General features: G+C 64.2%; 23 protein-coding genes. 6 read left to right on the plus strand and 17 right to left on the minus strand.

What is annotated here, in order from left to right; genetic code table 11:
• Positions 1-8: 8 nt before the first annotated feature.
• Positions 9-1,877 (minus strand): DUF8094 domain-containing protein, encoded by a 1,869-nt coding sequence (locus tag QNO00_RS03940; protein ID WP_284023701.1) that lies wholly within the window; start codon positions 1,875-1,877, stop codon positions 9-11.
• Between the two features lie 238 nt (positions 1,878-2,115).
• Here QNO00_RS03940 and QNO00_RS03945 point away from each other — a divergent pair, with 238 nt between their 5' ends.
• Positions 2,116-3,420, plus strand: coding sequence for an AI-2E family transporter (locus QNO00_RS03945; RefSeq protein ID WP_229965220.1), 1,305 nt, complete (start codon positions 2,116-2,118; stop codon positions 3,418-3,420).
• Positions 3,421-3,460: 40 nt separating this feature from the next.
• Here the strand turns inward: QNO00_RS03945 and QNO00_RS03950 are convergent, their stop codons facing one another.
• Entirely contained in the window at positions 3,461-3,829 is a 369-nt protein-coding gene (locus QNO00_RS03950) for an Rv1322 family protein (RefSeq protein WP_229965219.1), read from the minus strand.
• A gap of 40 nt (positions 3,830-3,869) precedes the next feature.
• On the opposite strand from QNO00_RS03950, the gene nucS reads away from it, so the two are divergent.
• Both nucS and QNO00_RS03960 read left to right on the plus strand, forming a co-directional pair.
• Entirely contained in the window at positions 3,870-4,565 is a 696-nt protein-coding gene (nucS, locus tag QNO00_RS03955; protein WP_284023702.1) for an endonuclease NucS, read from the plus strand.
• A 314-nt stretch (positions 4,566-4,879) separates the two neighbouring features.
• Positions 4,880-5,083 carry a cold-shock protein gene (locus QNO00_RS03960; protein ID WP_104101230.1) on the plus strand — a complete coding sequence of 68 codons (204 nt, stop codon included), beginning with the start codon at positions 4,880-4,882 and terminating at the stop codon, positions 5,081-5,083.
• A 113-nt stretch (positions 5,084-5,196) separates the two neighbouring features.
• Here QNO00_RS03960 and murA read toward each other — a convergent pair whose 3' ends face one another.
• The 14 genes from murA to QNO00_RS04030 form a co-directional block, all read right to left on the minus strand.
• Entirely contained in the window at positions 5,197-6,462 is a 1,266-nt protein-coding gene (murA, locus tag QNO00_RS03965; protein ID WP_229965217.1) for a UDP-N-acetylglucosamine 1-carboxyvinyltransferase, read from the minus strand.
• Between the two features lie 84 nt (positions 6,463-6,546).
• Entirely contained in the window at positions 6,547-6,975 is a 429-nt protein-coding gene (locus tag QNO00_RS03970) for a DUF2550 domain-containing protein (RefSeq protein WP_284023703.1), read from the minus strand.
• 9 nt (positions 6,976-6,984) lie between these two features.
• A complete protein-coding gene (locus tag QNO00_RS03975; protein ID WP_229965215.1) occupies positions 6,985-7,278 on the minus strand; it encodes a F0F1 ATP synthase subunit epsilon in 294 nt (97 codons plus the stop codon).
• A gap of 5 nt (positions 7,279-7,283) precedes the next feature.
• Entirely contained in the window at positions 7,284-8,747 is a 1,464-nt protein-coding gene (atpD, locus tag QNO00_RS03980; protein ID WP_229965214.1) for a F0F1 ATP synthase subunit beta, read from the minus strand.
• 77 nt (positions 8,748-8,824) lie between these two features.
• A complete protein-coding gene (locus QNO00_RS03985; RefSeq protein WP_229965213.1) occupies positions 8,825-9,718 on the minus strand; it encodes a F0F1 ATP synthase subunit gamma in 894 nt (297 codons plus the stop codon).
• Positions 9,719-9,815: 97 nt separating this feature from the next.
• Positions 9,816-11,453, minus strand: a complete 1,638-nt coding sequence (gene atpA / locus QNO00_RS03990; protein ID WP_229965212.1) for a F0F1 ATP synthase subunit alpha — start codon at positions 11,451-11,453, stop codon at positions 9,816-9,818.
• A gap of 101 nt (positions 11,454-11,554) precedes the next feature.
• Positions 11,555-12,370 carry a F0F1 ATP synthase subunit delta gene (locus QNO00_RS03995; protein WP_229965211.1) on the minus strand — a complete coding sequence of 272 codons (816 nt, stop codon included), beginning with the start codon at positions 12,368-12,370 and terminating at the stop codon, positions 11,555-11,557.
• Positions 12,370-12,918 carry a F0F1 ATP synthase subunit B gene (locus QNO00_RS04000; RefSeq protein WP_229965210.1) on the minus strand — a complete coding sequence of 183 codons (549 nt, stop codon included), beginning with the start codon at positions 12,916-12,918 and terminating at the stop codon, positions 12,370-12,372. Before QNO00_RS04000 ends, QNO00_RS03995 begins: the two co-directional genes overlap by 1 nt.
• Before the next feature lie 42 nt (positions 12,919-12,960).
• The gene (locus QNO00_RS04005) at positions 12,961-13,170 is read right to left on the minus strand and encodes an ATP synthase subunit C-like protein (RefSeq protein ID WP_152219239.1); all 210 of its coding nucleotides are present in this window, start codon (positions 13,168-13,170) and stop codon (positions 12,961-12,963) included.
• An 84-nt stretch (positions 13,171-13,254) separates the two neighbouring features.
• Positions 13,255-14,061 carry a F0F1 ATP synthase subunit A gene (gene atpB, locus QNO00_RS04010; RefSeq protein ID WP_229965209.1) on the minus strand — a complete coding sequence of 269 codons (807 nt, stop codon included), beginning with the start codon at positions 14,059-14,061 and terminating at the stop codon, positions 13,255-13,257.
• Between the two features lie 79 nt (positions 14,062-14,140).
• Positions 14,141-14,410, minus strand: coding sequence for an AtpZ/AtpI family protein (locus tag QNO00_RS04015; RefSeq protein WP_229965208.1), 270 nt, complete (start codon positions 14,408-14,410; stop codon positions 14,141-14,143).
• Entirely contained in the window at positions 14,403-14,993 is a 591-nt protein-coding gene (locus QNO00_RS04020; RefSeq protein ID WP_502863073.1) for a Cg1360 family ATP-synthase-associated protein, read from the minus strand. The genes QNO00_RS04015 and QNO00_RS04020 overlap by 8 nt, the downstream gene beginning before the upstream one ends.
• A gap of 34 nt (positions 14,994-15,027) precedes the next feature.
• Positions 15,028-16,026 (minus strand): MraY family glycosyltransferase, encoded by a 999-nt coding sequence (locus tag QNO00_RS04025; RefSeq protein WP_229965206.1) that lies wholly within the window; start codon positions 16,024-16,026, stop codon positions 15,028-15,030.
• A complete protein-coding gene (locus tag QNO00_RS04030) occupies positions 16,026-17,963 on the minus strand; it encodes a polysaccharide biosynthesis protein (RefSeq protein ID WP_284023705.1) in 1,938 nt (645 codons plus the stop codon). The genes QNO00_RS04025 and QNO00_RS04030 overlap by 1 nt, the downstream gene beginning before the upstream one ends.
• A gap of 157 nt (positions 17,964-18,120) precedes the next feature.
• On the opposite strand from QNO00_RS04030, the gene QNO00_RS04035 reads away from it, so the two are divergent.
• Genes QNO00_RS04035 through QNO00_RS04045 form a run of 3 tightly spaced genes read left to right on the plus strand, consistent with a single transcriptional unit; the run spans position 18,121 to position 21,052 of the window.
• Positions 18,121-19,017: a glycosyltransferase gene (locus QNO00_RS04035; protein WP_229965204.1), complete on the plus strand. Its 897-nt coding sequence runs from the start codon at positions 18,121-18,123 to the stop codon at positions 19,015-19,017.
• The gene (locus QNO00_RS04040; RefSeq protein ID WP_284023706.1) at positions 19,017-20,009 is read left to right on the plus strand and encodes a glycosyltransferase; all 993 of its coding nucleotides are present in this window, start codon (positions 19,017-19,019) and stop codon (positions 20,007-20,009) included. Before QNO00_RS04035 ends, QNO00_RS04040 begins: the two co-directional genes overlap by 1 nt.
• Complete coding sequence (locus QNO00_RS04045; RefSeq protein WP_284023707.1) at positions 20,006-21,052, plus strand: NAD-dependent epimerase/dehydratase family protein; 1,047 nt, start codon at positions 20,006-20,008, stop codon at positions 21,050-21,052. Before QNO00_RS04040 ends, QNO00_RS04045 begins: the two co-directional genes overlap by 4 nt.
• Here the strand turns inward: QNO00_RS04045 and QNO00_RS04050 are convergent.
• A complete protein-coding gene (locus QNO00_RS04050) occupies positions 21,049-21,720 on the minus strand; it encodes an L-threonylcarbamoyladenylate synthase (RefSeq protein WP_442860475.1) in 672 nt (223 codons plus the stop codon). The two genes, QNO00_RS04045 and QNO00_RS04050, sit on opposite strands and share 4 nt — an antisense overlap.
• Positions 21,721-21,739: the final 19 nt, after the last annotated feature.

Below are 21,739 nucleotides of genomic sequence, written 5' to 3' on the forward strand. Positions count from 1 at the left end.
GGGTGGGGCTATTTCAGGGTGGCGGAGAGCAGCTCCTGGACGGCGCCGATCACTTGGAGCGGTGCCGTGCTGCCTGCCGGCGGAACGTACAGCATGACTCCTTCGCCGTACTTGACGTCGATGCCGGCGTCGGTGCTCGTCTCGCCGGTCAGCGTCTGGTAGATGGTGCCTTCCAGGTTGATGGAGTCGCCGGCTTCGCGGGGAACGCTCGTGTAGCTGCTGTCCATGTAGCCGAACACGATGGCTCCGCCGTCAGCGGTGCGCAGGGCGCTCGTGTCTTTGGGCACCGGCGTGTGCTTGAAGGTGATCTTGGCGAACTCGTTGTCCGGGCTGGCCGTGACATCGGTCTGGAACTTGGTCACGGCCTCGGCGAAGGTATTCGGCGAGAAGGTGTCCTTGTTCTTGCCGGCCGGGTTGGTCAGGGCGTCAGCCAACGCGTCCACCGCAGCCTGCGGGGAAGCGGCAAGGCCCTCGGCGGAATCTGCCGGCGCCGGATCCACACCGGCGTTGCCGGCCGGACGCGGCGGGAAGCTGGTTCCCGGAAGCATCCGAACGGACGAAACGAGCTTGTAATTCTCACGCGCCGAGTTCTGCACCAGCAGAAGTGCCTGCGGAACCTCGTTCTCGGGCCCCTGGGTCACCGCCACGATGCTGCGCGGAAACTCGGTTCCGCCCATGATCAGGTCGGTCTTCAGCGGCTCGGCGGAAACCGCCTCCGGCGCCGCGTGGGTGGGCACTTTGGCGGCCGTGGCATAGCCGGCCTTTCGCAGGGCCGCTGCGGGGCCGCCGGCGCGGGTGGCCAGCAGCGCGGGGTCCTTGGCGGCATCCGCTTCCTGGACCGTGGTGGCCACGTCGTCAAGGATTCGTTCCAGCTGCGCGTCCAGGACCACAGGCGGCACGGTTTCATCGGCCTCATCGGCGGCTTCGGAGGCTTCGGAGGTGGGAGCCGCGGTCAGCGGCAGGGCGGCAAGGGCCGGCGCCGGAACGGCGCCGAAGGCCAGGACGGCGGCGAGGGCGGTGCCGAAGGCCGCAGCCGGTCCACGGCGGCGCAGGGCGGGCACAACGCTGAACGACGACGAACCGGCCGGGTCAGAGGTGCGGCTCTTTGCGGAATCTGCGGCCGGTGCGGGATGCCCGGACGGGCTGGCGGGCAGCGGCTTATCGGCAGGGGCCGCTGGATCCGCTGCCGGCAGCGAGGTGGTGCTGGCTGTTGCCGGATGCGCTGCCGCTGCGGTGTCCCGGGCAGGACCTGCGGTGGACGGTCCGCTGCCGCCGGAACCGCGTCCGCTGTTGCCGCGGCCGGCGACGAACGCCAGCGCCAGGCCGAGAACGGCGAGCAGCGCGCCTCCCACGATCAACGGCACGGCAAAGGGTGTTGTGGCATCGTTGGCGTAGGTGACCGATACGTCGGCGGGCGCCGGAGCGGTGCCGTCCGTGGCCAGCAGGATCTGCCAGTCGCCCGATGCCGGAGCTTCCCAGGTGAAGGTCGTTTCGCCGTCGACTTCCTGTTCGGAGACCCAAAGGTCGGATCCGGCCGGGTTGGGCACGGTCGGCGTGCCTTCGGCGAGCTCGGAGGTCAGGCTCTCGCCGTCGGCACCGACGCGCACGGCGGAGGCGTCGCCCACCCAGGCGTCCACGTCGTCAGCCCGGCCCACGGCCATCAGGAAGGGGCCATCGCCCGCTACCGTCAGGTCCACGCCCCCGGGGTGTGCGGTGAGGACATCAGCGCCGACAACAGTCAACGGGGCCTGCTGGTTTTCGGACGGCGCTTCGGCTGTGACAGTGCTGGGCGGAGCCCAGACCGTTCGCTGCCCGATGCCGAGAAGCATCAGCAGGACTCCGATCACGATCAGCGGAACTGCAATTTTGTTTCGCACAACTTACCTATCTTCAGTCTCGGTGCAATCGCCTCACCTGTAGGCAGGCTGAAACGGGACGTGGAGTCTCTTGGCTATCGGGCGGTAATTGGGTTTATAACCCAATGGTAACGAAATCCCCGGAACGGTCACATTCCGGTGTGCGCGGCGGTCGCCGCTCCGCTATCCGAGCCCCGTGCGGCTGATAATCTGGCGCTTCGTACCCGGGGCGTTCGCTACATACAGGAGACATGCAAAAATGGGCGAGAACCAGGACCGGCCGGCCGAGGAACCGCGGAAGGATCCGCAGCAGGCAGGGGAACCGGCGCGTACTTTTGACCGCACGCCGCGGCAGGGCTTCCTGGCAGCGGCTTCCGGCCGGCTGCGGCAGGCTGTTCCGCATGGCGTACCCGGCGCTCGTCCGCGCCCCAGGTTTGAGTTTCCTCCGGAGGTCAACGCGCCTGCGGAGGCGAGCTCCGGCGAAAGTTCGGCCAGCGGGACGCCCGGCAACGCTGACGACTCGGCCCGCGGCATGACCGCCCCCATTCATTTCGGCTTCATGTTTTCCGTGGGCGTGGGATTCGCCCTGCTGGTTTTCTTCATTCTGACCAATGTCGGCGAGCTCCTGGTGTGGATCGGTGCCGCGCTCTTTATTGCCCTGGGACTGGATCCGATTGTGCGCTGGCTGGGCGCCCGCCGCATTCCCCGCCCCGCCGGAATCGCGATCACGCTGCTGATCCTGGCCGGCATCGTGGCCAGTTTTTTCGCCACTCTGATTCCCACGATTGTCCGGCAGACCTCGGAAATCATCAGCAACGCCCCCGGATATGTCAACACCTTCCTGGAATCCGATTTCTTCGTGAACATCGATGAACAATTCCATGTGAGGGAGCGCATCGAAGAGGAAGTCAACAAGTTCTTCACGAACCCCGACGCCCTCGGCGGTGTTTTCGGCGGCGTTTTGTCGGTTGGCACGGTAATTGCCAACGGGCTCTTCGGCGCGCTGATCATTCTGGTGCTGACCCTTTATTTCCTGTCCTCGCTGCCCTCCATGAAGATGTGGGCCTACCGGCTGGCCCCGCGCAGCCGCCGCCGGCGCGTTGAGTCGCTCTCGGAAGAAATCACCAGCAGCGTCGGAAACTACGTGTTCGGACAGGCAATAGTTGCGGTGCTGGATGCCAGCTATGCCTTCATCGTGATGTCCATCGCGGGCGTGCCGTTCTCCGTGCTGCTGGCCTTCGTGGTGGCGCTGCTGGCTTTTATTCCGCTGGTTGGTCCCCCGATTGCCCTCATCCTGGTTTCCCTGGTGGCGCTCACCGTCAGCTGGCAGACGGCCGTGGTCTTCGCCCTCTTCTACCTCGCCTACCTGCAGTTCGAGGCGTACTTCGTCTCCCCGCGCATCATGCAGCGCGCCGTGGCGGTGCCCGGAGCTGTGGCCGTCATTGCGGTTATTGCCGGCGGCACGCTGCTCGGGGTCCTCGGCGCGCTCATCGCGATCCCGACCGCCGCAGCGGTGCTGCTGCTGCTCAAGGACGTCTTCATCTCCCGCCAGGACCACCGCTAACCGGAATGCGTCCCGGAGCCGCCCTCAGCCCTGCCGGCCGTCAGCGGCGGCCCAGGCGCCCGCCGCCGGACCTGCGGGTGCGCCAGCAGCGATCGTGCCAGTGCCTGCGGTCCGACACAGCGGTGTCCCGGCCCAGCAGCGAATCCTCCTGCCACACCACCAGGTGCGGCACGCCGGGCGGAATGATCATGCCGCATCCGGGGCATTTATAGTCCTTGGCCGCGTTCCGTGCCGTGATTTGCCGCACTGACCATTCGCCGTCGGGCGCGCTCTCGCGGTGCGGGATTCCGGCCCGCGTCCGCTCCAAATCCACCTCGGCCGCGGGGGTTGCCCACTTGCTGCGGGCGCTGCGGCCCAGATTGGCGTTGGCTGCGCCCGGCGGGCGGCGGGGACGGTTGGAACGGGGCATACAAGTCATTTTGCCCGAGCGGAGCCGGTAAAGTGCAACTGTGCGTTTAGTTATTGCCCGCTGCTCTGTTGACTACATCGGCCGCCTCCGTGCCCATCTTCCGCTCGCCGTCCGTCTGCTGATGGTGAAAGCCGACGGTTCCGTCCTGATCCACTCGGACGGCGGCTCCTACAAACCCCTGAACTGGATGAGCCCGCCGGCCACCCTGCGGATCACCGCGCCCGAGGACGACGACGCCGAAACGGGCGTCATCGAAACCTGGAACGTCCAGAGCACCAAGACGGATGACAAGCTCGTCATCAGCATCTACGAACGGTTCTCCGAGACCTCCCACGACCTGGGCGTGGACCCCGGCCTGATCAAGGACGGTGTGGAGGCCGACCTGCAGCGCCTGCTGGCGGAACAGATCACCAAGCTCGGCGACGGCTTCACACTGATCCGGCGCGAGTACATGACGGCGATCGGACCGGTGGACATCCTGGCCCGCGATGCCAAGGGCGCCACGGTGGCCATCGAACTCAAGCGGCGCGGCGACATTGACGGCGTGGAGCAGCTGACCCGGTACCTTGAACTGCTGAACCGGGATCCGCTGCTGGCTCCCGTCCGCGGCGTTTTCGCTGCGCAGCAGATCAAGCCGCAGGCCCGCGTGCTGGCCGCTGACCGCGGAATTGACTGCCTGACTTTGGACTACGACGCCATGCGCGGCGTCGACGATTCGGCCTCGCGCCTCTTCTAGCCGTCCTCCAGCCAGGCCGAATTTCGTCGTCGAAATGCCTAACTGGTGCCTCGCCCAACGGGGCTGGAGCGCTTAGTTCGCAGGCCCGAAAATACTTGGAAGTTTTTTCGGCAAATTCGTTGACCACTCATTGGCGGTGTGTAATCCTATAACCAGTCTTTGTGTAGGTGTTATTCATGCTCGCAAGACCGTTGCGAGCGTGAAGCTCCTCAAGGAACTGCTGAATGGCAAGGATCTTGAGCCTTCCCGTTTCAGTAACAATAGGCCTCCGCGGGGTGTGGCGGCCGGAAGTTCCACTTATGAGGAGAAACAAAATGGCACAGGGTACCGTCAAATGGTTTAACGCTGAAAAGGGCTTCGGCTTCATCACTCCCGACGATTCAGACGGCGACGTCTTTGTTCACTACTCTGAAATTCAGACCGGTGGATTCAAGACCCTCGACGAGAACCAGCGTGTTGAGTTCGAAATCGGCCAGGGCGCCAAGGGCCCCCAGGCCACCGGCGTCACCGCGCTCTAAGCGCCACTGCGCTTAGCGTCACCACGCTTTTCGGCTCCGGTTCCTCCGGACCAACAACAAAGTCCCCGGCATTCGCCGGGGACTTTGTTGTTGGGAGAACGTACCTGTGGCCGTCAGCTCCGCCGGCGGACGACCTGCGCGCCCAGGCCGCGGAGATTCTCCATGAAATGCTCGTACCCGCGGTCGATGTGGTCCACGCCCCGCACCTCGGTGGTCCCCTCGGCAGCGAGCCCGGCGATCACCAGGGCGGCGCCGGCCCGGATGTCGTTGGCCTCCACCGGAGCCCCGGAGAGTCTCGGGACGCCCTGGATCAGGGCATGGTGCCCGTCCAGGCGGATGCCGGCCCCCAGCCTCGCCAGCTCCGAGGTGAACCCCCAGCGCGCCTCAAAGACGTTCTCCGTGACCATGCCGGAGCCGCTGGACACAGCGTTCAGGGTGACAACGAACGGCTGCAGATCGGTGGGGAATCCCGGGTAGGGAAGGGTGGAGACGTTGATCGGCTCCGGGCGCTCCGGACCCTTCACGGTGAAGCTGTCCTCCCCCACCGTGACCGAACAGCCGGCCTGCGTCAGCTTGTCCAGCACCACGGCCAGGGCAGAGGCGTCGGCGTTCCGCACCTCTATGCAGCCGCCGGTGACAGCCGCCGCGAATGCCCAGGTGCCGGCAACAATGCGGTCAGGCACGACACGGTGAACCACCGGTTCCAGCCGCTCCACGCCTTCGATGACGAGGGTGTTGGTTCCGATCCCGGAGATCCGCGCGCCCATCTCGTTGAGCATCTCGGCGATGTCGGTGATCTCCGGTTCGCGCGCCGCGTTGTCGATCACCGTGGTGCCGGCGGCCAGGGTGGCAGCCATCATCAGGTTCTCGGTGGCACCGACGGAGGGAAAGTCCAAAAGATGGCGGGCGCCGATCAGGCCTTCGGGCACGGAGGCGACAAGGTAGCCGTGGTCAATGGTGATGGTGGCGCCCATCAGCTCCAGTCCGGCGCGGTGCATGTCCAGACCGCGGGAGCCGATGGCGTCCCCGCCGGGGAGCGCAACTTCGGCCTGCCGGCAGCGGGCCACCAGAGGACCCAGAACCGAGATGGAGGCACGCATGGCCCGCACCAGGTCGTAGTCGGCCTGGTGCCCCGGCACTTCGGGGACCTCCACTGAAACGGCGGCCGCTTCGACGTCGTAGTCGACGGTGCAGCCCAACCTGCGCAGCAGCTCGGCCATGATCCAGACATCCTGGATGTTGGGAACGTTGGTGATGGTGGAGCGTCCCTGCGCAAGCAGCGTGGCTGCCATGAGTTTCAGGACGCTGTTTTTGGCTCCGGGGACACTGACAGCTCCGTTGAGCGTGGACGGCCCGGTAACAACTATGACGTCTTCCATCCCTCAATACTAAGGTGGGTTCGAATTACCAAGACGCCCAACCAACTGGGAAAGGTCAAAGGCGGCGGACGTTTCAGTCTTGCGTCAGCGCCAGGTTCCGATGCCGATGACGGGGCCGGCTTCCAGCCATGAGGAGAGGCCCGTGTAGACCTCGTAACTCATGGCGACCAGTACTTCGCGGCCCTCGTATTCAAGGTTAACCACAATGGCGCCCGGTTGGATGCGGGCACGCTCAGCTTCGGTCGGCTGCCGCCAGCTGCCGATCTCCAGGGAGCTGCGCAGGAAGCGGTGGGGCGGACGCGGGCTGAGCGAAATAAGGCGCAGCCACTCCAGGTGGGTGTCCGTATAACGACAAACCCCCATCTGCCACCCGCCGGGCGGGAGGCAAATGGAGGCATCGAAAGTACCGAGGGCGCGCCGCAGCTGGCTGCGGCGCACCCCGAACAGAATTACTGCCAGTACCAGCAGGCAGAGAAGCCCTGCCAGCGCAATGAACACATAAGAGCTGCTCATTGGGAAGGGTCAGCGAGTCCCAGCGTTAGCTGCGTCGTTCATCTGAGCGTTGTCAGCGACAATCACCACGCGGTCGCGGTCGACGGAGAAGAAACCACCGTCAACGTTCACCGTGAAGCGCGCGCCGGACACCGGTTCAATGGCCATTTCGCCTTCGGCCAGGATGGCCAGCAGCGGGGTGTGGCCGGGAAGGATCCCGACGTCGCCCTCGCTGGTGCGTGCCTTGACCATCTTCGCCGCGCCGGACCAGACAAAATGGTCGGCGGCAACAATCTCAACTTCGAGTTCAGCAGTGTTCGCCATAGGGCTTACTTCCCGGTCTGCTCTTGGATCTTCGCCCAGTTGCGCTCTACATCGTCCATGCTGCCGACGTTGAAGAAAGCCTGCTCGGCGATGTGGTCAACGTCGCCGTCGCAGATGGCCTTGAAGCCCTCGATGGTTTCCTTGATGGTGACCGTGGAGCCCTCGACGCCGGTGAACTGCTTGGCGGTGTAGGTGTTCTGCGACAGGAACTGCTGGATGCGGCGTGCACGTGCCACAACAATCTTGTCCTCTTCGCCCAGCTCGTCGATGCCGAGGATGGCGATGATGTCCTGCAGTTCCTTGTTCTTCTGAAGGATCTGCTTGACGCGGACAGCAGTGTCGTAGTGCTCCTGGCCCACGTACTGCGGGTCGAGGATGCGCGACGTGGAGGTCAGCGGATCCACGGCCGGGTACAGGCCGCGCGAGGCGATTTCACGGGAAAGTTCCGTGGTGGCGTCCAGGTGCGCGAACGTGGTGGCCGGGGCCGGGTCGGTGTAGTCATCAGCAGGCACGTAAATGGCCTGCATCGACGTGATCGAGTGACCCTTGGTGGACGTGATGCGCTCCTGCAGGAGACCCATCTCGTCAGCCAGGTTCGGCTGGTAGCCCACGGCGGACGGCATGCGGCCCAGAAGCGTTGAAACTTCGGAACCTGCCTGCGTGAAGCGGAAGATGTTGTCGATGAAGAGCAGCACGTCCTGGTTCTGCACATCGCGGAAGTACTCCGCCATGGTCAGGCCGGACAGGGCCACGCGCAGACGCGTTCCCGGCGGCTCATCCATCTGGCCGAATACAAGGGCGGTGTCCTTCAGGACGCCTGCCTCTTCCATTTCAACCCAGAGGTCGTTGCCCTCACGGGTACGCTCGCCGACACCGGCGAATACCGACGTACCACCGAAGTTGCGGGCAACACGGGTGATCATTTCCTGGATCAGCACGGTCTTGCCGACACCGGCGCCGCCGAACAGGCCGATCTTTCCACCCTTGATGTACGGGGTGAGAAGGTCGATCACCTTGATGCCGGTTTCCAGCATCTCGGTGGAGCCCTCAAGGTCCGCAAAGTTCGGAGCCTTGCGGTGGATCGGCCAGTGCTCGGTGATTTCGAGCTCGTCTTCGCGAACGTCCAGGGGCTTGCCCAGGACGTTGAAGATGTGGCCCTTGACGCCGTCGCCCACGGGGACATGGATCGGTGCGCCGGTATCCTTGACGGCTGCGCCGCGGACCAGGCCGTCGGTGGCCTGCATGGAGATGGCGCGCACGAGGTTGTCGCCGAGGTGCTGGGACGTTTCGAACGTAATGGTGCGGGTCTCACCGTTGAGCGTCAGCTCGGTGGTCAGCGCGTTGTAGATGGTGGGAATTGCGTCAGCCGGGAATTCGACGTCGACAACCGGGCCGATGACACGGGCGATACGGCCGGTGGCACCCGAGGCTACGGAATTAGATCCGTGCTCGACAGTTTGGGCAGTCATCTCTCTCACTTCACTCAGTTAGATGGCGTGTGGACTAAGTTTGCTTCTGGTGGAACTACGCCGGTTGGCGGCTGGAGCTAGGACGCGCTGAGCGCGTCGGCACCGGCCACGATCTCGGACAGTTCCTGGGTGATCTCGGCCTGGCGGGCGTTATTGCGAAGTCGCGTGTACTTCTTAATAAGGTCGGAGGCGTTGTCCCCTGCGGACTTCATTGCGCGCTGGCGGGCGGCGAGCTCGGAAGCGGCTGCCTGAAGCATGGCTGCGAAGATGCGCGACTCGATGTAGCGCGGCAGCAGTGCGTCAAGAACCTTTTCGGGCTCGGGCTCGTACTCGTAGAGAGGCAGCAGCTCAGTCTCGGACTGTGCTTCTTCCTCGACTACTTCCAGCGGAAGCAGGCGGATCACCGTGGGTTCCTGGACAACCATCGACTTGAAGCGCGTGTAGACAATGTGGATTTCATCCACGCCGCCGTCTTCGTAGTCAGTGTTGAAGTCATCAAGAAGTGCCTGGCCGATTTCGCGGGCTGTTTCAAAGTCCGGTGCATCGGTGTTTCCGGTCCAGACACGCGCAGCTTCGCGCTCACGGAAGTCGTAGTAGGCCTGCGCCTTACGTCCCACCAGGTAGGTCTTGACCTCTTTGCCCTCTTCACGGAGCAGTTCGGCCAAGGATTCGCTTTGCTTCAGCACACTGGCGGAGTACGAACCAGCAAGACCGCGGTCGGAAGTCAGAACCACCATGGCTGCCCGGCGGATTTGCTCCGGCTCGGTAGTCAGCGGGTGATCGATTTCCGACTGGGACGCCACAGCAGAAACGGCACGGGTGATCGCATTGGAATACGGCAATGACGCAGCCACACGGGTGCGTGCCTTTCCAATGCGAGAGGCAGCAATCAGCTCCATCGCCTTGAAGATCTTCTGCATCGACGTCGTCGAAGCGATCTTCTGACGGTAGACCCGAATTTGGGCTCCCATACTTTTCCTTTCAGTTCCTAGCGTTCTACTAGGGGCTAAGGCTTTGGCAAGGGTTCCGCGTCCGGATCAGATGATCCGGACGCGGAACGAAGAGCCGCTAGCGCTTCTGCTTGACGATCTTTTCCTGGTCAACAGCGTCTTCGCCCAAGGCTGCGTACTCTTCGTGGCCGGCGGCAACCATGTGGTTGTCTCCTTCGCCGAAGAATCCTTCCTTGAACGCGACTACGCGCTTCTTGAGTTCCTCCACAGTGGAGTCCTCAAGCTTGCCCGTCTGCGCCAGGGTGGTCAGCACCGAGGTGCTGTGCTTCAGGTGGTCGATGAACTCGCCTTCAAAGCGGAGAACATCTTCCACGGGAACATCGTCCAGGTAGCCGTTGGTGCCGGCCCAGATCGAAACAACCTGCTCTTCAACGGGGTACGGAGCGTACTGACCCTGCTTGAGGAGTTCCATCAGACGCGCACCGCGGGTGAGCTGCTGGCGGGTGGCTGCATCGAGGTCCGAAGCAAACATGGAGAATGCCTGCATGTCGCGGTACTGGGCCAGTTCCAGCTTCAAAGTACCGGAGACCTTCTTCATGGCCTTCTGCTGAGCAGCTCCACCGACGCGCGAGACGGAAATACCGACGTCGACGGCGGGGCGCTGGTTGGCGTTGAAGAGGTCCGACTGCAGGAAGATCTGACCATCGGTGATGGAGATGACGTTGGTCGGGATGTACGCCGACACGTCATTTGCCTTGGTCTCGATGATGGGCAGGCCCGTCATCGAACCGGCACCGAGCTCATCGGAGAGCTTCGCGCAGCGTTCCAGCAGGCGAGAGTGCAAGTAGAACACATCGCCCGGGTAAGCTTCGCGTCCCGGCGGGCGCCGGAGCAGCAGGGATACGGCGCGGTAGGCTTCGGCCTGCTTGGACAGGTCATCAAAGATGATCAGTACATGCTTGCCGCCGTACATCCAGTGCTGGCCAATGGCCGAACCGGCGTAGGGAGCCAGGTACTTGAAACCGGCGGGGTCCGAAGCGGGGGAAGCAACAATGGTGGTGTACTCCATTGCGCCCTTGTCTTCGAGGGTGCGCTTGATTTCAGCAACGGTGGATGCCTTCTGGCCGATGGCTACATAAATGCAGCGCACCTGCTTCTGAACATCTCCGGAGTCCCAGTTCGCCTTCTGGTTAAGGATGGCGTCAACGGCAATGGCGGTCTTACCCGTCTTGCGGTCACCGATGATCAGCTGGCGCTGTCCGCGGCCAATCGGAATCATGGCGTCGATAGCCTTGAGACCGGTCTGAAGCGGTTCGTGTACAGACTTGCGCTGGGTTACGCCCGGCGCCTGAAGTTCCAGTGCGCGGCGTCCCTCGGCCTCGATCGGGCCCAGGTCATCCATCGGCTCGCCCAGCGGGTCGACAACGCGGCCGAGGAAGTTGTCCCCGACAGGTACGGACAGGACTTCACCGGTGCGGTGAACTTCCTGGCCTTCTTCGATCCCGGCGAAGTCGCCGAGTACAACGACACCGATTTCACGGGTGTCAAGGTTCTGGGCGAGGCCCAGTGTGCCGTCCTCGAACCGAAGCAGCTCGTTCGCCATGACGGAGGGCAGGCCCTCCACACGGGCAATGCCGTCGCTGGCGGTTGTTACGCGGCCAACTTCAACGCGCTCTGCGTTTCCGGGTTCGTAGGACGCCGCAAATTCGTTCAACGCATTACGGACGTCGTCGGCGTTGATGGTCAATTCGGCCATCTGCAGTCCCTGCTCTCCTGTGTTGTGATCATCGCTTGGTGCCGATGACCGTGATTAATTCTCAAATGATCTGAACTGGTCTCAACCGTCCCGCGGGACGGCTAGACCGCGAGCTTCCGACGGAGGTCGGACAGACGGGAAACTACTGATGAATCCAGTATCTCGTCTCCCACTGCGATCCGCACGCCGCCGATCAGTGACGGTTCAACGTCGGCGTTGATCTTCAACTCACGGCCGTAGAGTCCATTAAGAGAGGACTGCAGACGCGAAAGCTGCTCTTGGGTCAACGGACGGGCGGCCCGAACCTCGGCAATCCAGCGCTTCTGGCGCCCGGCAACGAGATCCAGGAAGCGTGCCACGAGGGCACTGGGCTTCAGGCCGCGCGGATGCGTGACTGCCTGGCGGATCAGTACCAGTGCTTCGGGGCTTGCCCCGGGCACCAGCTTCTGCGCCAGAATGACCTTTGCCTCAGGCGATGCCTGCGGCTCGGACAAAGCCCGCTGAAGTTCGTGGCTGGAAGCGACTGCCCGGCGGAACCGGATCAGGTCGTCTTCCAAGGCGTCTAGGCCTGCAAGACCCGATCCGCGGTTTTCTGCCGTTGCTGAAACAACAGTGGCAGCCAGTTCCTCGAGCGCATCACCCAAGTCACGCGGAGACCGCCAACGCGAGGAGACCAGATCAGCAACAATGGCCTCGGCGTCTGCCGAAACCTTGCCGCGTACCAGCTGTGCAACCAGCGCCGCCTTGGCATCGCTTTGACGGGCGGGATCGGTCAGCGCACGCCGGATACCGGCGCTGCTGTCGAGAACGCCCAGGATTCCAAAGAGTTCCTCTGCCAGTGACAGCGAAGCAAACGGAAGCTTGGCTTCCAGCTGCTTCTGCGCCACGGCCAGTGATTCGCTCGATACTCCTGCCATTACCTAGCTGCACCTGCGTTCTCGTTTTCCAGTTCCCCAAGGAAACGGTCCACCACGCGTGCGGCGCGGGCGTCATCCTCAAGCGTCTCGCCGATGATGCGTCCGGCCAGCTCGGTTGCCAGAGTGCCGACCTCAGCGCGGAGCGACGTAACAGCCGCCTGCCGCTCTGCAGCGATCTGCACCTGTGCCTGCTCGGTGATCCGTGCGGACTCAGCAGCGGCCTTGGCCTTCAGCTCCGCGAGGATCTGGGCGCCTTCAGCGCGTGCTTCTTCGCGGATGGCGTTGGCTTCTGCCCGGGCATCGGAAAGCTGTGCCTTGTATTCGACCAGCGCTGCGCTGGCTTCTGCCTGGGCCTTTTCGGCCTTGGCAATGTTGCCTTCGATGGCTTCCGTGCGCTCCGCAAACGTCTTCTCGAAGGCCGGCACCACAAACTTGACGACGATGAACATCAGTATGGCGAAACTGATTCCCGTCACCAGGATTTCCCAGATGTTGGGCATCAGGGGGCTGGCGCCTTCAGAGGCTGCCAACATGACTACCTGATCCATAATGCACCCGTCCTATCTGCTTGGTGGGTCAGTCGGTTCGGACTAGACAATGAACGCGAGAACCAGACCAAGGATAGCGAGGGCTTCGGTCAGTGCCAGACCCAGGAATGCGATCGGCTGGAGTACACGCTGTGCCTCCGGCTGGCGTGCAACGCCGCTGATGTAAGCGAAGAAGACGAGGCCCACGCCGATTGCGCCGCCGATTGCGGAGAGGCCATAGCCGATTGCGTTGAGGCTACCTTCGATTTCCATGTGTTTTTTCCTTTCAAGATGCCCTGAAGGGCAGGTTGCTTGGGGTTTCCCCGAGGGGAAGCTTAGGTTTCCCGGAGGGAAAGCTTAGTGATCGTCTGCCAGCGCGCCCTGGATGTAAATGGCGGTCAGCAGAGTGAAAACGTAGGCCTGGAGCACCATGATCAGTGCTTCAAGCATGTACATGGCGATACCGCCGCCTAGAACCAGCACCGAGGAGGCCTGGAGCAGGATGTTGTCCTGGAGGACCAGGAGGTATTCGATGCCGGCGCCGGCGAGCATGATGATCAAGTGTCCGGACATCATGGTGGCGAACAGACGCAGGCTGTGCGTGATCGGCCGGACCAGGAAGTTGGAGATGATCTCGATCGGAACCAGAACGGGGAGGATGTACCACGGCACGCCGGACGGAACCGTCGCCTTCACGAAGTACTTCATACCGTGCTTCTTGATGCCAACACCGATCCACGTCACGTAGACGATTGCTGCCAGCAGGTACGCTCCGCCCGGGTGGGAGAAGCTGGGCAGCTGGATGAACGGAATGGCACCGTAAATGTTGTTGACAACAATAAAGAAGAACAGTGCGAAGAGGAACGGAACGAACTTAAGGAAGTCCCGCTCGCCGATTACGTCCTTGGCGATGCTGTTACGGACGAAGCCGTAACCCCATTCACCCAGGAACTGCAGGCGTCCCGGCACGAGCTTTCCCTTGCGGGAAGCAAGAATAAAGAACACAGCGATGATGACAACTGAGATGATGACCAGCAGCATCTGCTTGCCAACACCGGTACCGTATTCGGCGCCCCACGGGAAAATCTCAGGGAGGTGCATATCTGAAATGGCCGGCGGAACGAATCCACCTTCATTAGTGGCCGGGAGTGCAAGCGCGATCAACGCGTTTCCTCTCTGCTGTGTCCTTCATCGGGCGTGTGAATCGGGGCAAGGGTAGTTGCCCGGTCTAAAATCTTTGGCATTACTGTTCGGCTTCTTCACGGTCATGGGCTGGAGGGCCGACGCTGGCTTTCGCAGGTTTGCTTCCGGTCAGGCCGTGCACTTTGGTCAGGTAAAATCCGGCGGCGGCTCCGAAAAGAATGCCGACGAGCACCAACCACTGGGTCTCGAACAGATTGTCCAAAAACCACCCTACCAAACCCCAGGCGACGATCCCGCCAATGATATAGCTGAAGACGCGCATGCCGGAGTCGTACGTGGACTCGGGGTCGAACCCGGGTTTTTCAGACATCCTTTTCCCCTTTTACTGAAGATGGTTCCCGGGCCGGCGCAGGCGTCGGCTGCGGCTCGTCGTCGTAAAGCTGGAAACGAATCCGGGAGAAGGCACGAATTTCCGCGATCTGCCACACCACCACGGTGAGGATGGCGGCGGTGAAGAACCACGTGGCGTCCAGCCACGCGGGCCTGCCGATCATAAACAGCACCGCGGCGAAGAGGACCACTTTGACGATGTAGATCAAAGCGAACATTGCCATGGCGCCGTGCGGATTGTCGCGGCCCACTACATGGACGATCAGGAGGCTGACGCCGCTGAACGCCGCGACGAGCGCCCAGCCGAACAGCACGCTGCCGAGGCCCGTGGTGCCGGCAGCAATTAAGGAAGCCGCGCCGAGAACGACAACCAGCATTCCTGTCCACTTCATTGAGGCACGGAAGATACCGAGCCAGGGATTCGAAGTGGGTCCGGAGGCGACAAGGGGACGTCCAGTCAGGGCACCGTCTGCGGGGCTCATAACTCTTGGGACATCCTTCGGGCCGGTGCGGGTGGGAGCTGCGGCGCGGGAATCCGCGACAGAAGAAATTCTACAACACATAGAAGTTGCCGCCGGCCGTGCGCGTCATGCAGGCTCACACGCGGGTGCGCTGCCGGTCGAAGATCCGGGGCGACAGCAGGTAAAACACCACCACCGCCAGTGCGAACAGGGTCACGGCGACTTTGAGCACATCGCCGGCGCCGGCCACAACCAGCCCCGCCGTCCCCGTCAGCAGGGTGCACACGGTGACCACGGCCGCCGACTGCAGATGGCTGAGCCCCGCGTCCGTCAGTCGCTGATAGACGTGTTGGCGGTGCGCCGCGTACCAGCGCTCTCCCCGGCTGATGCGCATCAGGAGGGTGGAAAAGGTGTCGGCCAAGTAGATGAGGATCGGGAAGAGCAGATACTCCACGTTGACGCCGGCGAGGAAGGCGGCCACCGCGGTGCCGGCAATCGAGGCGCCCAGGAGGTAGCTGCCGACGTCGCCCATGAACACCGATCCGCGGCCCAGGTTCCACGGCAGGAAAGCGGCAAAGGCGGCGGCGGTGACTGCTCCGGCAACTGTCATCCAGACGTGGTCGCTGAGCAGCCCGCCGACGGCGTACAGGACTCCCACGGTGATTCCGTGCAGCCCCGAGATGCCGTTGACGCCGTCCATGAAGTTGGCGACGTTGATGTAGGCGGCGATGGCCAGCGCCCCGACGGGCACCCACCAGTAGCTCTGCTCCATGGTCCACACCAGTGCCGTGGTGCCCAGGACTCCGAGCGCCAGCTGCAGTCCGGCGCGCAGCCGGACGGACAGGCCGCGGAAGTCCTCAATCCAGCCGAGCAGGGACGCCGACGCGATGATCACGATCAGGATGAGCACAATCGAGCGGTCAACGGCCACCAGGCCGGTCAACAGGGACAGCATCAGCCCCAGCAGGACGCCTGCGGCGATGGTCACGCCGACGCCGCGGATAATCTCCTTGGTGTGGGAGGAGCGCTCGTTCGGGATGTCCAGGACACCAAGCCGGCGCAGCAGGGGTATGAAGGCGAAGGGAAGCAGCAGGCTCACCAGGAAGGCTGCACCGACACACAGGGCCAGCAGCATCAGCCCGTCCGCCGTTCCGCCGTGCCGCCGTTGAACGGATGCACGCGGGCCCGCTCGGCGGACACTCCCCCGGGCAGTCCCCCGGGCACTCCCCCGGGCACTCCCCCGATGCCCGTGACCGGGGGCAGGACCTCTCCGTGGGAGTCCACGCCGCACTTGTGCAGCCAGTCCTCGAACCGCAGGTCCGAAGGGTTGAGCTCGTCGACTGCCGTGTGGGAGATCTTCGGGTGCAGCGGACGTGAGTCGTCTTCGCCCGTCCCGACCAGGATTTCGTGCAGCTTTTCACCCTGCCGAAGCCCGGTGAACACAATTTCAATGTCCTTGCCGGACATGTCGATCATCCGCCGGGCGACGTCCAGGATCTTCACGGGCTCGCCCATGTCAAGGATCAGCACTTCACCGCCGCGTCCGATCGCACCCGCCTGGATCACCAGCTGGCAGGCCTCGGGAATGGTCATGAAGAAGCGGGTGACCTCGGGGTCCGTCACGGTCAGCGGCCCGCCCTGGCGGATCTGTTCGGTGAACAGCGGCAGCATGGAGCCACGGCTGCCGATGACGTTGCCGAACCGCACCGACACATAGCGCTCGCCGCTGCTGTCGGCCATCCAGGCGGTGAGCTTCTCGGCCACGCGCTTGGAGTGCCCCAGCACGGTGGTGGGATTCGCCGCCTTGTCGGTGGAGATGTTCACAAAGTATTTGACCTTGGCCTTTTTGGCCGCGCGCAGGACATTCGCGGTTCCCAGCACGTTGGTCTTCCAGGCCTCCTGCGGATACTGCTCCAGGAGCGAGACGTGCTTGAGCGCGGCGGCGTGGAAAACGACGTCGGGCCGGCGGTCGGAGAAGATCTGTTCCAGGGCGTCGGGGTCCCGGATGTCGGCAAGGACGGTGTCCTTGCCGTTGAGCAGTCCGTGGCCGGTGATGGACAGCTGAGTGAGCTGAAGGCCCGTCTCGTCCCGGTCCACCATGATCAGCTCCGCGGGGTCGAAGGCCGTGATCTGGCGGCACAGCTCGGAGCCGATGGAACCGCCGGCACCGGTGACCAGCACCTTGCGGCCGGTCAGGTAGCCGGCGACTTCCTCCACATGGATGTCCACGGGGCGGCGCCCGATGAGGTCCTCGACGGCAACCTCGCGGAAGTCGGTCAATCCGGCCCCGGCACCCTTGCTCAGCATGTCCTTCAGCGGCGGCAGCACCAGCACGCGCAGGTCCAGACCTTCGGCGCGGTCGGTGACCAGCCGCACCTGGCGGGCTTCGACGTCGGCGATCGCGATGATCAGGACGGTGGCACGGGTGCGCTGCACGATTTCGCGCAGGTCTTCGAGTTTTCCAAGCACGGGCACCGTGGACAGGCGCAGGTGCTTCTTGGCCGGATCATCGTCGATCAGCCCCACCGGATAGTAAGGAGATTCCGGGTCCTTCATCATGCGGGTTACGAGGGAACTGCCCAGGAATCCGGCACCGTACACCAGCGTGCGGGAGGCCTCATCGCCGGGGCGTGCCTTTCCCTCGACGTACATCCGCTTGAGGTAGCGCATGGCTGCCATGAACAGGCAGGCGAACGGGAAGGCAATCATTCCGGTGCTTCGCGGGATGTCGATGGCCAGGCCGAAGAGTGCACTGACCAGGACCAGGATGGCGGCAACCACCAGGGTGACGATGGCAAGCAGGCGCATCTCGTGGAAGCTGCCGAAACTGTAGCGGCCGCGGTACAGCGCGAAGGAATAGCCGACGATCAGCTGGACCAGCACGGCGGCCCCGCAGAAGACGGCGACGCCCCCGGGATTGATCTGGTCCACCGTGAGCTCGTACCGGAGCACCAGCGCCAGGACGATGGCCACGATCCACGCCAGCGAGTCCAGGATGTACTGCGACCACAGCCACAGCGCAGGCTTTTCGTCGCGGATGGGACCGCGCTCGTCCGTGCTTGTCTGCCTCATAATCCTCAACGGGTGGTTCCCCGGTTCTCTTCTCGGTGGTTGAAACACAGTTCGGAAGAATCCGGTGTAATAGACTGGAATCTCATCAGCATTCTAACTGCACACCCTTCTCCGTTCGGCTTGGGCCGCTCATCCGGGTTGCCCCGAAAGGATCATTTTGCCGGACACCGTGGCCGTAGCAGCTGTAACGTTCGACCGTCCCGACGACGTGTCCACCCTGCTGGGCTCATTGGCTGCCCAAAGCGGCAACATTACGTCAGTTTCCTTGGTGGATTCCGGCAAGTCTCCGGTTCAGGATATCGCTGAAGCATCGGCGGCGAACGTCACGTACATCCGCTCCAACACAAATCTGGGCGGTGCCGGCGGTTTTTCGCTGGCCATCCTGTCGGCCATGGCCAGCGGCGCGGACTGGATCTGGATCATGGACGACGACGCCCATCCGGAGGATCCGCACTGCCTGTCGACCCTGCTCGAGGCCGCCCGGGAACACAACGTCGATGTTGTCCTGCCCCTGGTGGTCGCTCCGGGACACCCCGACACCCTGTCCTTTCACTTCCGCCTGGACGGCAAGCTCACGCACGACCGCGCTGCGGTGGAGAAACTGGGCTTCATCCCCGACATCGGGCATTTTTTCAACGGTGCGCTGATCCGCACCGACGTGTTCTTCCGTGTCGGCCTGCCGGACCTGCGGCTCTTCATCCGGGGTGACGAAACCGACTTCATGATTCGCCTGCGCCGTGCGGGCGTGCGGTTCGGCACAGTCACCTCCGTCGCGCTGACCCATCCCGCCGCCTGGGCCGAGGTCAAGCCGGTGGCAGGGGAACGGCTGCACGTGCTGGTCCCCGAAAATGCCTTTAAACAGTTCTACTTCTACCGCAACCGCGGCCACCTGACCTGGAAATACAAGCGCCTGCGCTCCTTCGCAGCCGACGCCGCGGGTTATCCCATCCACTTTGCCAAGACGCGCGATCCGCGTGGCTTTGCCGCCTGGTTCCGTGCCTACACCGCGGGCATGCGCGGCCGTTTCGGCCCGCCGTCGGACTTCGGTTTCTGATGAGCGGCTCCGACCTCTCAGTGCCCGGAACCGCCCTGACACTGGTCATCACCACGTTTAACCGGGCCGGTTACCTGCGCGGCCTGCTGGATTCGGTGGCCGCGCTGGATCCGGCGCCGGAGCGGATCATCGTGGTGGACAACGCCAGCACCGATGACACCCAGGCCATCATCAGCGCGGCGGCTTCCCGGCTGCCGATGCCGGTGGTGAACCTCCGGCTGCCGGTCAACGCCGGAGGCGCCGGCGGGTTTTCCGCCGGCGTGGAGCGGGCCCTCGCCGAGGGTGCGTCATGGCTGTGGGTGATGGACGATGACGTCGTGGTCCTTCCCGGTGCGGTGGCCGCCCTCACCAAGTGGACCGGCACGTACCAGTGCATCCACGGCCGGCGCCTCGATGACGCGGGCAGTCCGTTTTTTTGGCAGCACCGCTTCCTGCCGTTCCTTGGCATCCACGTTCCCATCCGCGGCAACGTCTTCCGGGACGCGCCGGTTTTCTCCACCAACGTGGGCTGTTTCGAAGGCATGCTGATCTCCGCCGACCTGGTCCGCCGGATCGGGCTGCCGGATGCGCGGTACTTCATCAACGGCGACGACGAAATCTACGGCTGGCTTGCCTCGCGGCTGACGGACGTGGTGTACGTCAACGACTTCGTGCTGCAGAAGGTCCGCCCGCAGAAGCAGATTGACCTGGGCATCCGCCACCTGAACGACTCCAGCGACCTCAGCCGGTTCTACTCCATGCGCAACCGCGGGCACACCGCCCAGTATCTCCTCGCCCACGGCAGGTATTCCCGCGCAGGCTTCGCCCTGGGCACCCTGCTGACCGCCGGCAAGGAGGTGCTGCGGCTGCTTGCCGTGGAGCACCGCATTTCCGGCGTGGGCAGCCTGTGGCGCGGTTGGCGCGAAAGCCGTGCCATCATGCACGATGAATCATGGCAGCCCCTGCCGCCGCTTGAGGACCTTCCCCACCACGATCGGAAACATCAGGTTTGACGCAGCACCTCTCTTCACCGCAGGCATCCGCAGTTCAGCAGCAGGCCGGTCCCCCGGCATCCGTTTGGGTGGTGCTGGGCTCCACAGGTTTTATCGGCGCAGCCGTCTGCGCCGGCCTGCGGGAAGCCGGCATCACGGTGCGGACTGTCCAGGCACCGCGGCTGGAGTCATCTGCGCAGGATGCAGCGGGGCTGCTCGCTGAGGCCGCCGCCCTGGAGGCTGTGCGGGCGGAGCTTGCCGCCGCCTTCACGGGCGCCCGGGTGGTTGTCAACGCGGCCGGGCTGGCCACGCCCGGCGGAACGGACTCCCCCGCCCTGCGCGGAGCCAACTCGCTGCTGCCGCTTGTCATCGCCGACGCGGCAGATTCCGCCGGGCTCCGGCGCTTTGTGCACCTCAGCAGTGCCGCCGTCCAGGGCCACCGCCCGTACCTGGACGAAACCGGCTACGTGCAGCCGTTTTCGGCCTACTCCCGGTCCAAGGCGCTGGGCGAGCGTGCCCTCGCGGAACGCACCGGCGGCGGCTGCAGTGCCGTGACGATCCGGGCGACGTCGGTGCAGGGGCCGCAGCGTCCCACCACCGCCAAGCTCGCCCGGCTGGCGGCCTCTCCGCTGGCCTCGGTCGCAGGCGACGGGACCGCCCCGTCCCCGGTCAGCTCCGTGGATGCCCTGGTGGAGTTCATCACCACCGTTGGGTCCTACGCCGGGGATGTCCCCGCCGTCGTCCTGCAGCCATGGGAACGCTCGACGGTGGCCGGAGTGCTCGAGGCGGCGGGCGGCCGCAAGCCGGTCCGCCTGCCCGCGTGGCTGTGCCGGAGCGCGCTGTGGTGCGGCTACCGGCTCTCCGGCCTCGCCGGTGAGCGGCTGCACGGCCCGCTGCGCCGGCTGGAGATGATGTGGTTCGGCCAGCGGCAGGTTGCGGGCTGGGCCGAGGCCACCGGCAGTGTCCCCGAACCCCGGGTGCAGGAGATCCTGAGCTCGCTGCAGAACAGCGAACCGGCCGGCTACCGGGCCTCGGAGAGACTTCCCGAACGGGTTTCCCGCTAAACGGCGTCCTCTGCCGGTCCCTGAACTCCGGGCACGACCGCCTGGAGCTGCTCCAGGCTGATCGCGCCGGGGCGAACCACGCGAAGGATTTCCGAGGTGGCGTCCACGATGGTCGAGGGCACACCGGAGGCGCCCTGCTCGGGCCGGTGGCCCGCTTCGAGGTAGACCTCCACGGATTCGGCCAGCTGCGTCCGCGCCTCGGCGGCGCTCTGGGCTGCGGGGTTTCCGGTGCGGTTCGCCGAGGAGACTGCCATCGGGCCGGTCAGCGCCAGCAGCTCCAGCGCGATGCGGTCATCGGGCATCCGCAGCGCCACGGTGCCCATCGTGTCTCCCAGGTCCCAGGTCAGGGACGGCTGGGAATGGAAGATCAGGGTCAGCCCGCCGGGCCAGAACGCCTCGGCGAGGGCACGCGCGTCGTCCGAGATGTCCACGGCCAGCCCCTCCATGGTTTGCATCCGGGGAATCAGCACGGGCGGCGGCATTGACCGGCCGCGGCCCTTGGCGGCCAGCAGGGTGGCAACAGCCTGCGGCGAAAAGGCGTCGGCGCCGATCCCGTAGACGGTATCGGTGGGCAGGACCACGCACTGCTTGGCGGCTATGGCCTGCTGGGCCTTGGCCAGGCCCTCGCTCAGGCCGTCCGGGTCAGTGCAGTTATAGGTGGTAGTCACGGGAGAGTTCGTTCCTTCT

Origin of the sequence: Arthrobacter sp. zg-Y1219, assembly GCF_030125545.1 — a bacterium.
Taxonomy (GTDB): domain Bacteria; phylum Actinomycetota; class Actinomycetes; order Actinomycetales; family Micrococcaceae; genus Arthrobacter_B.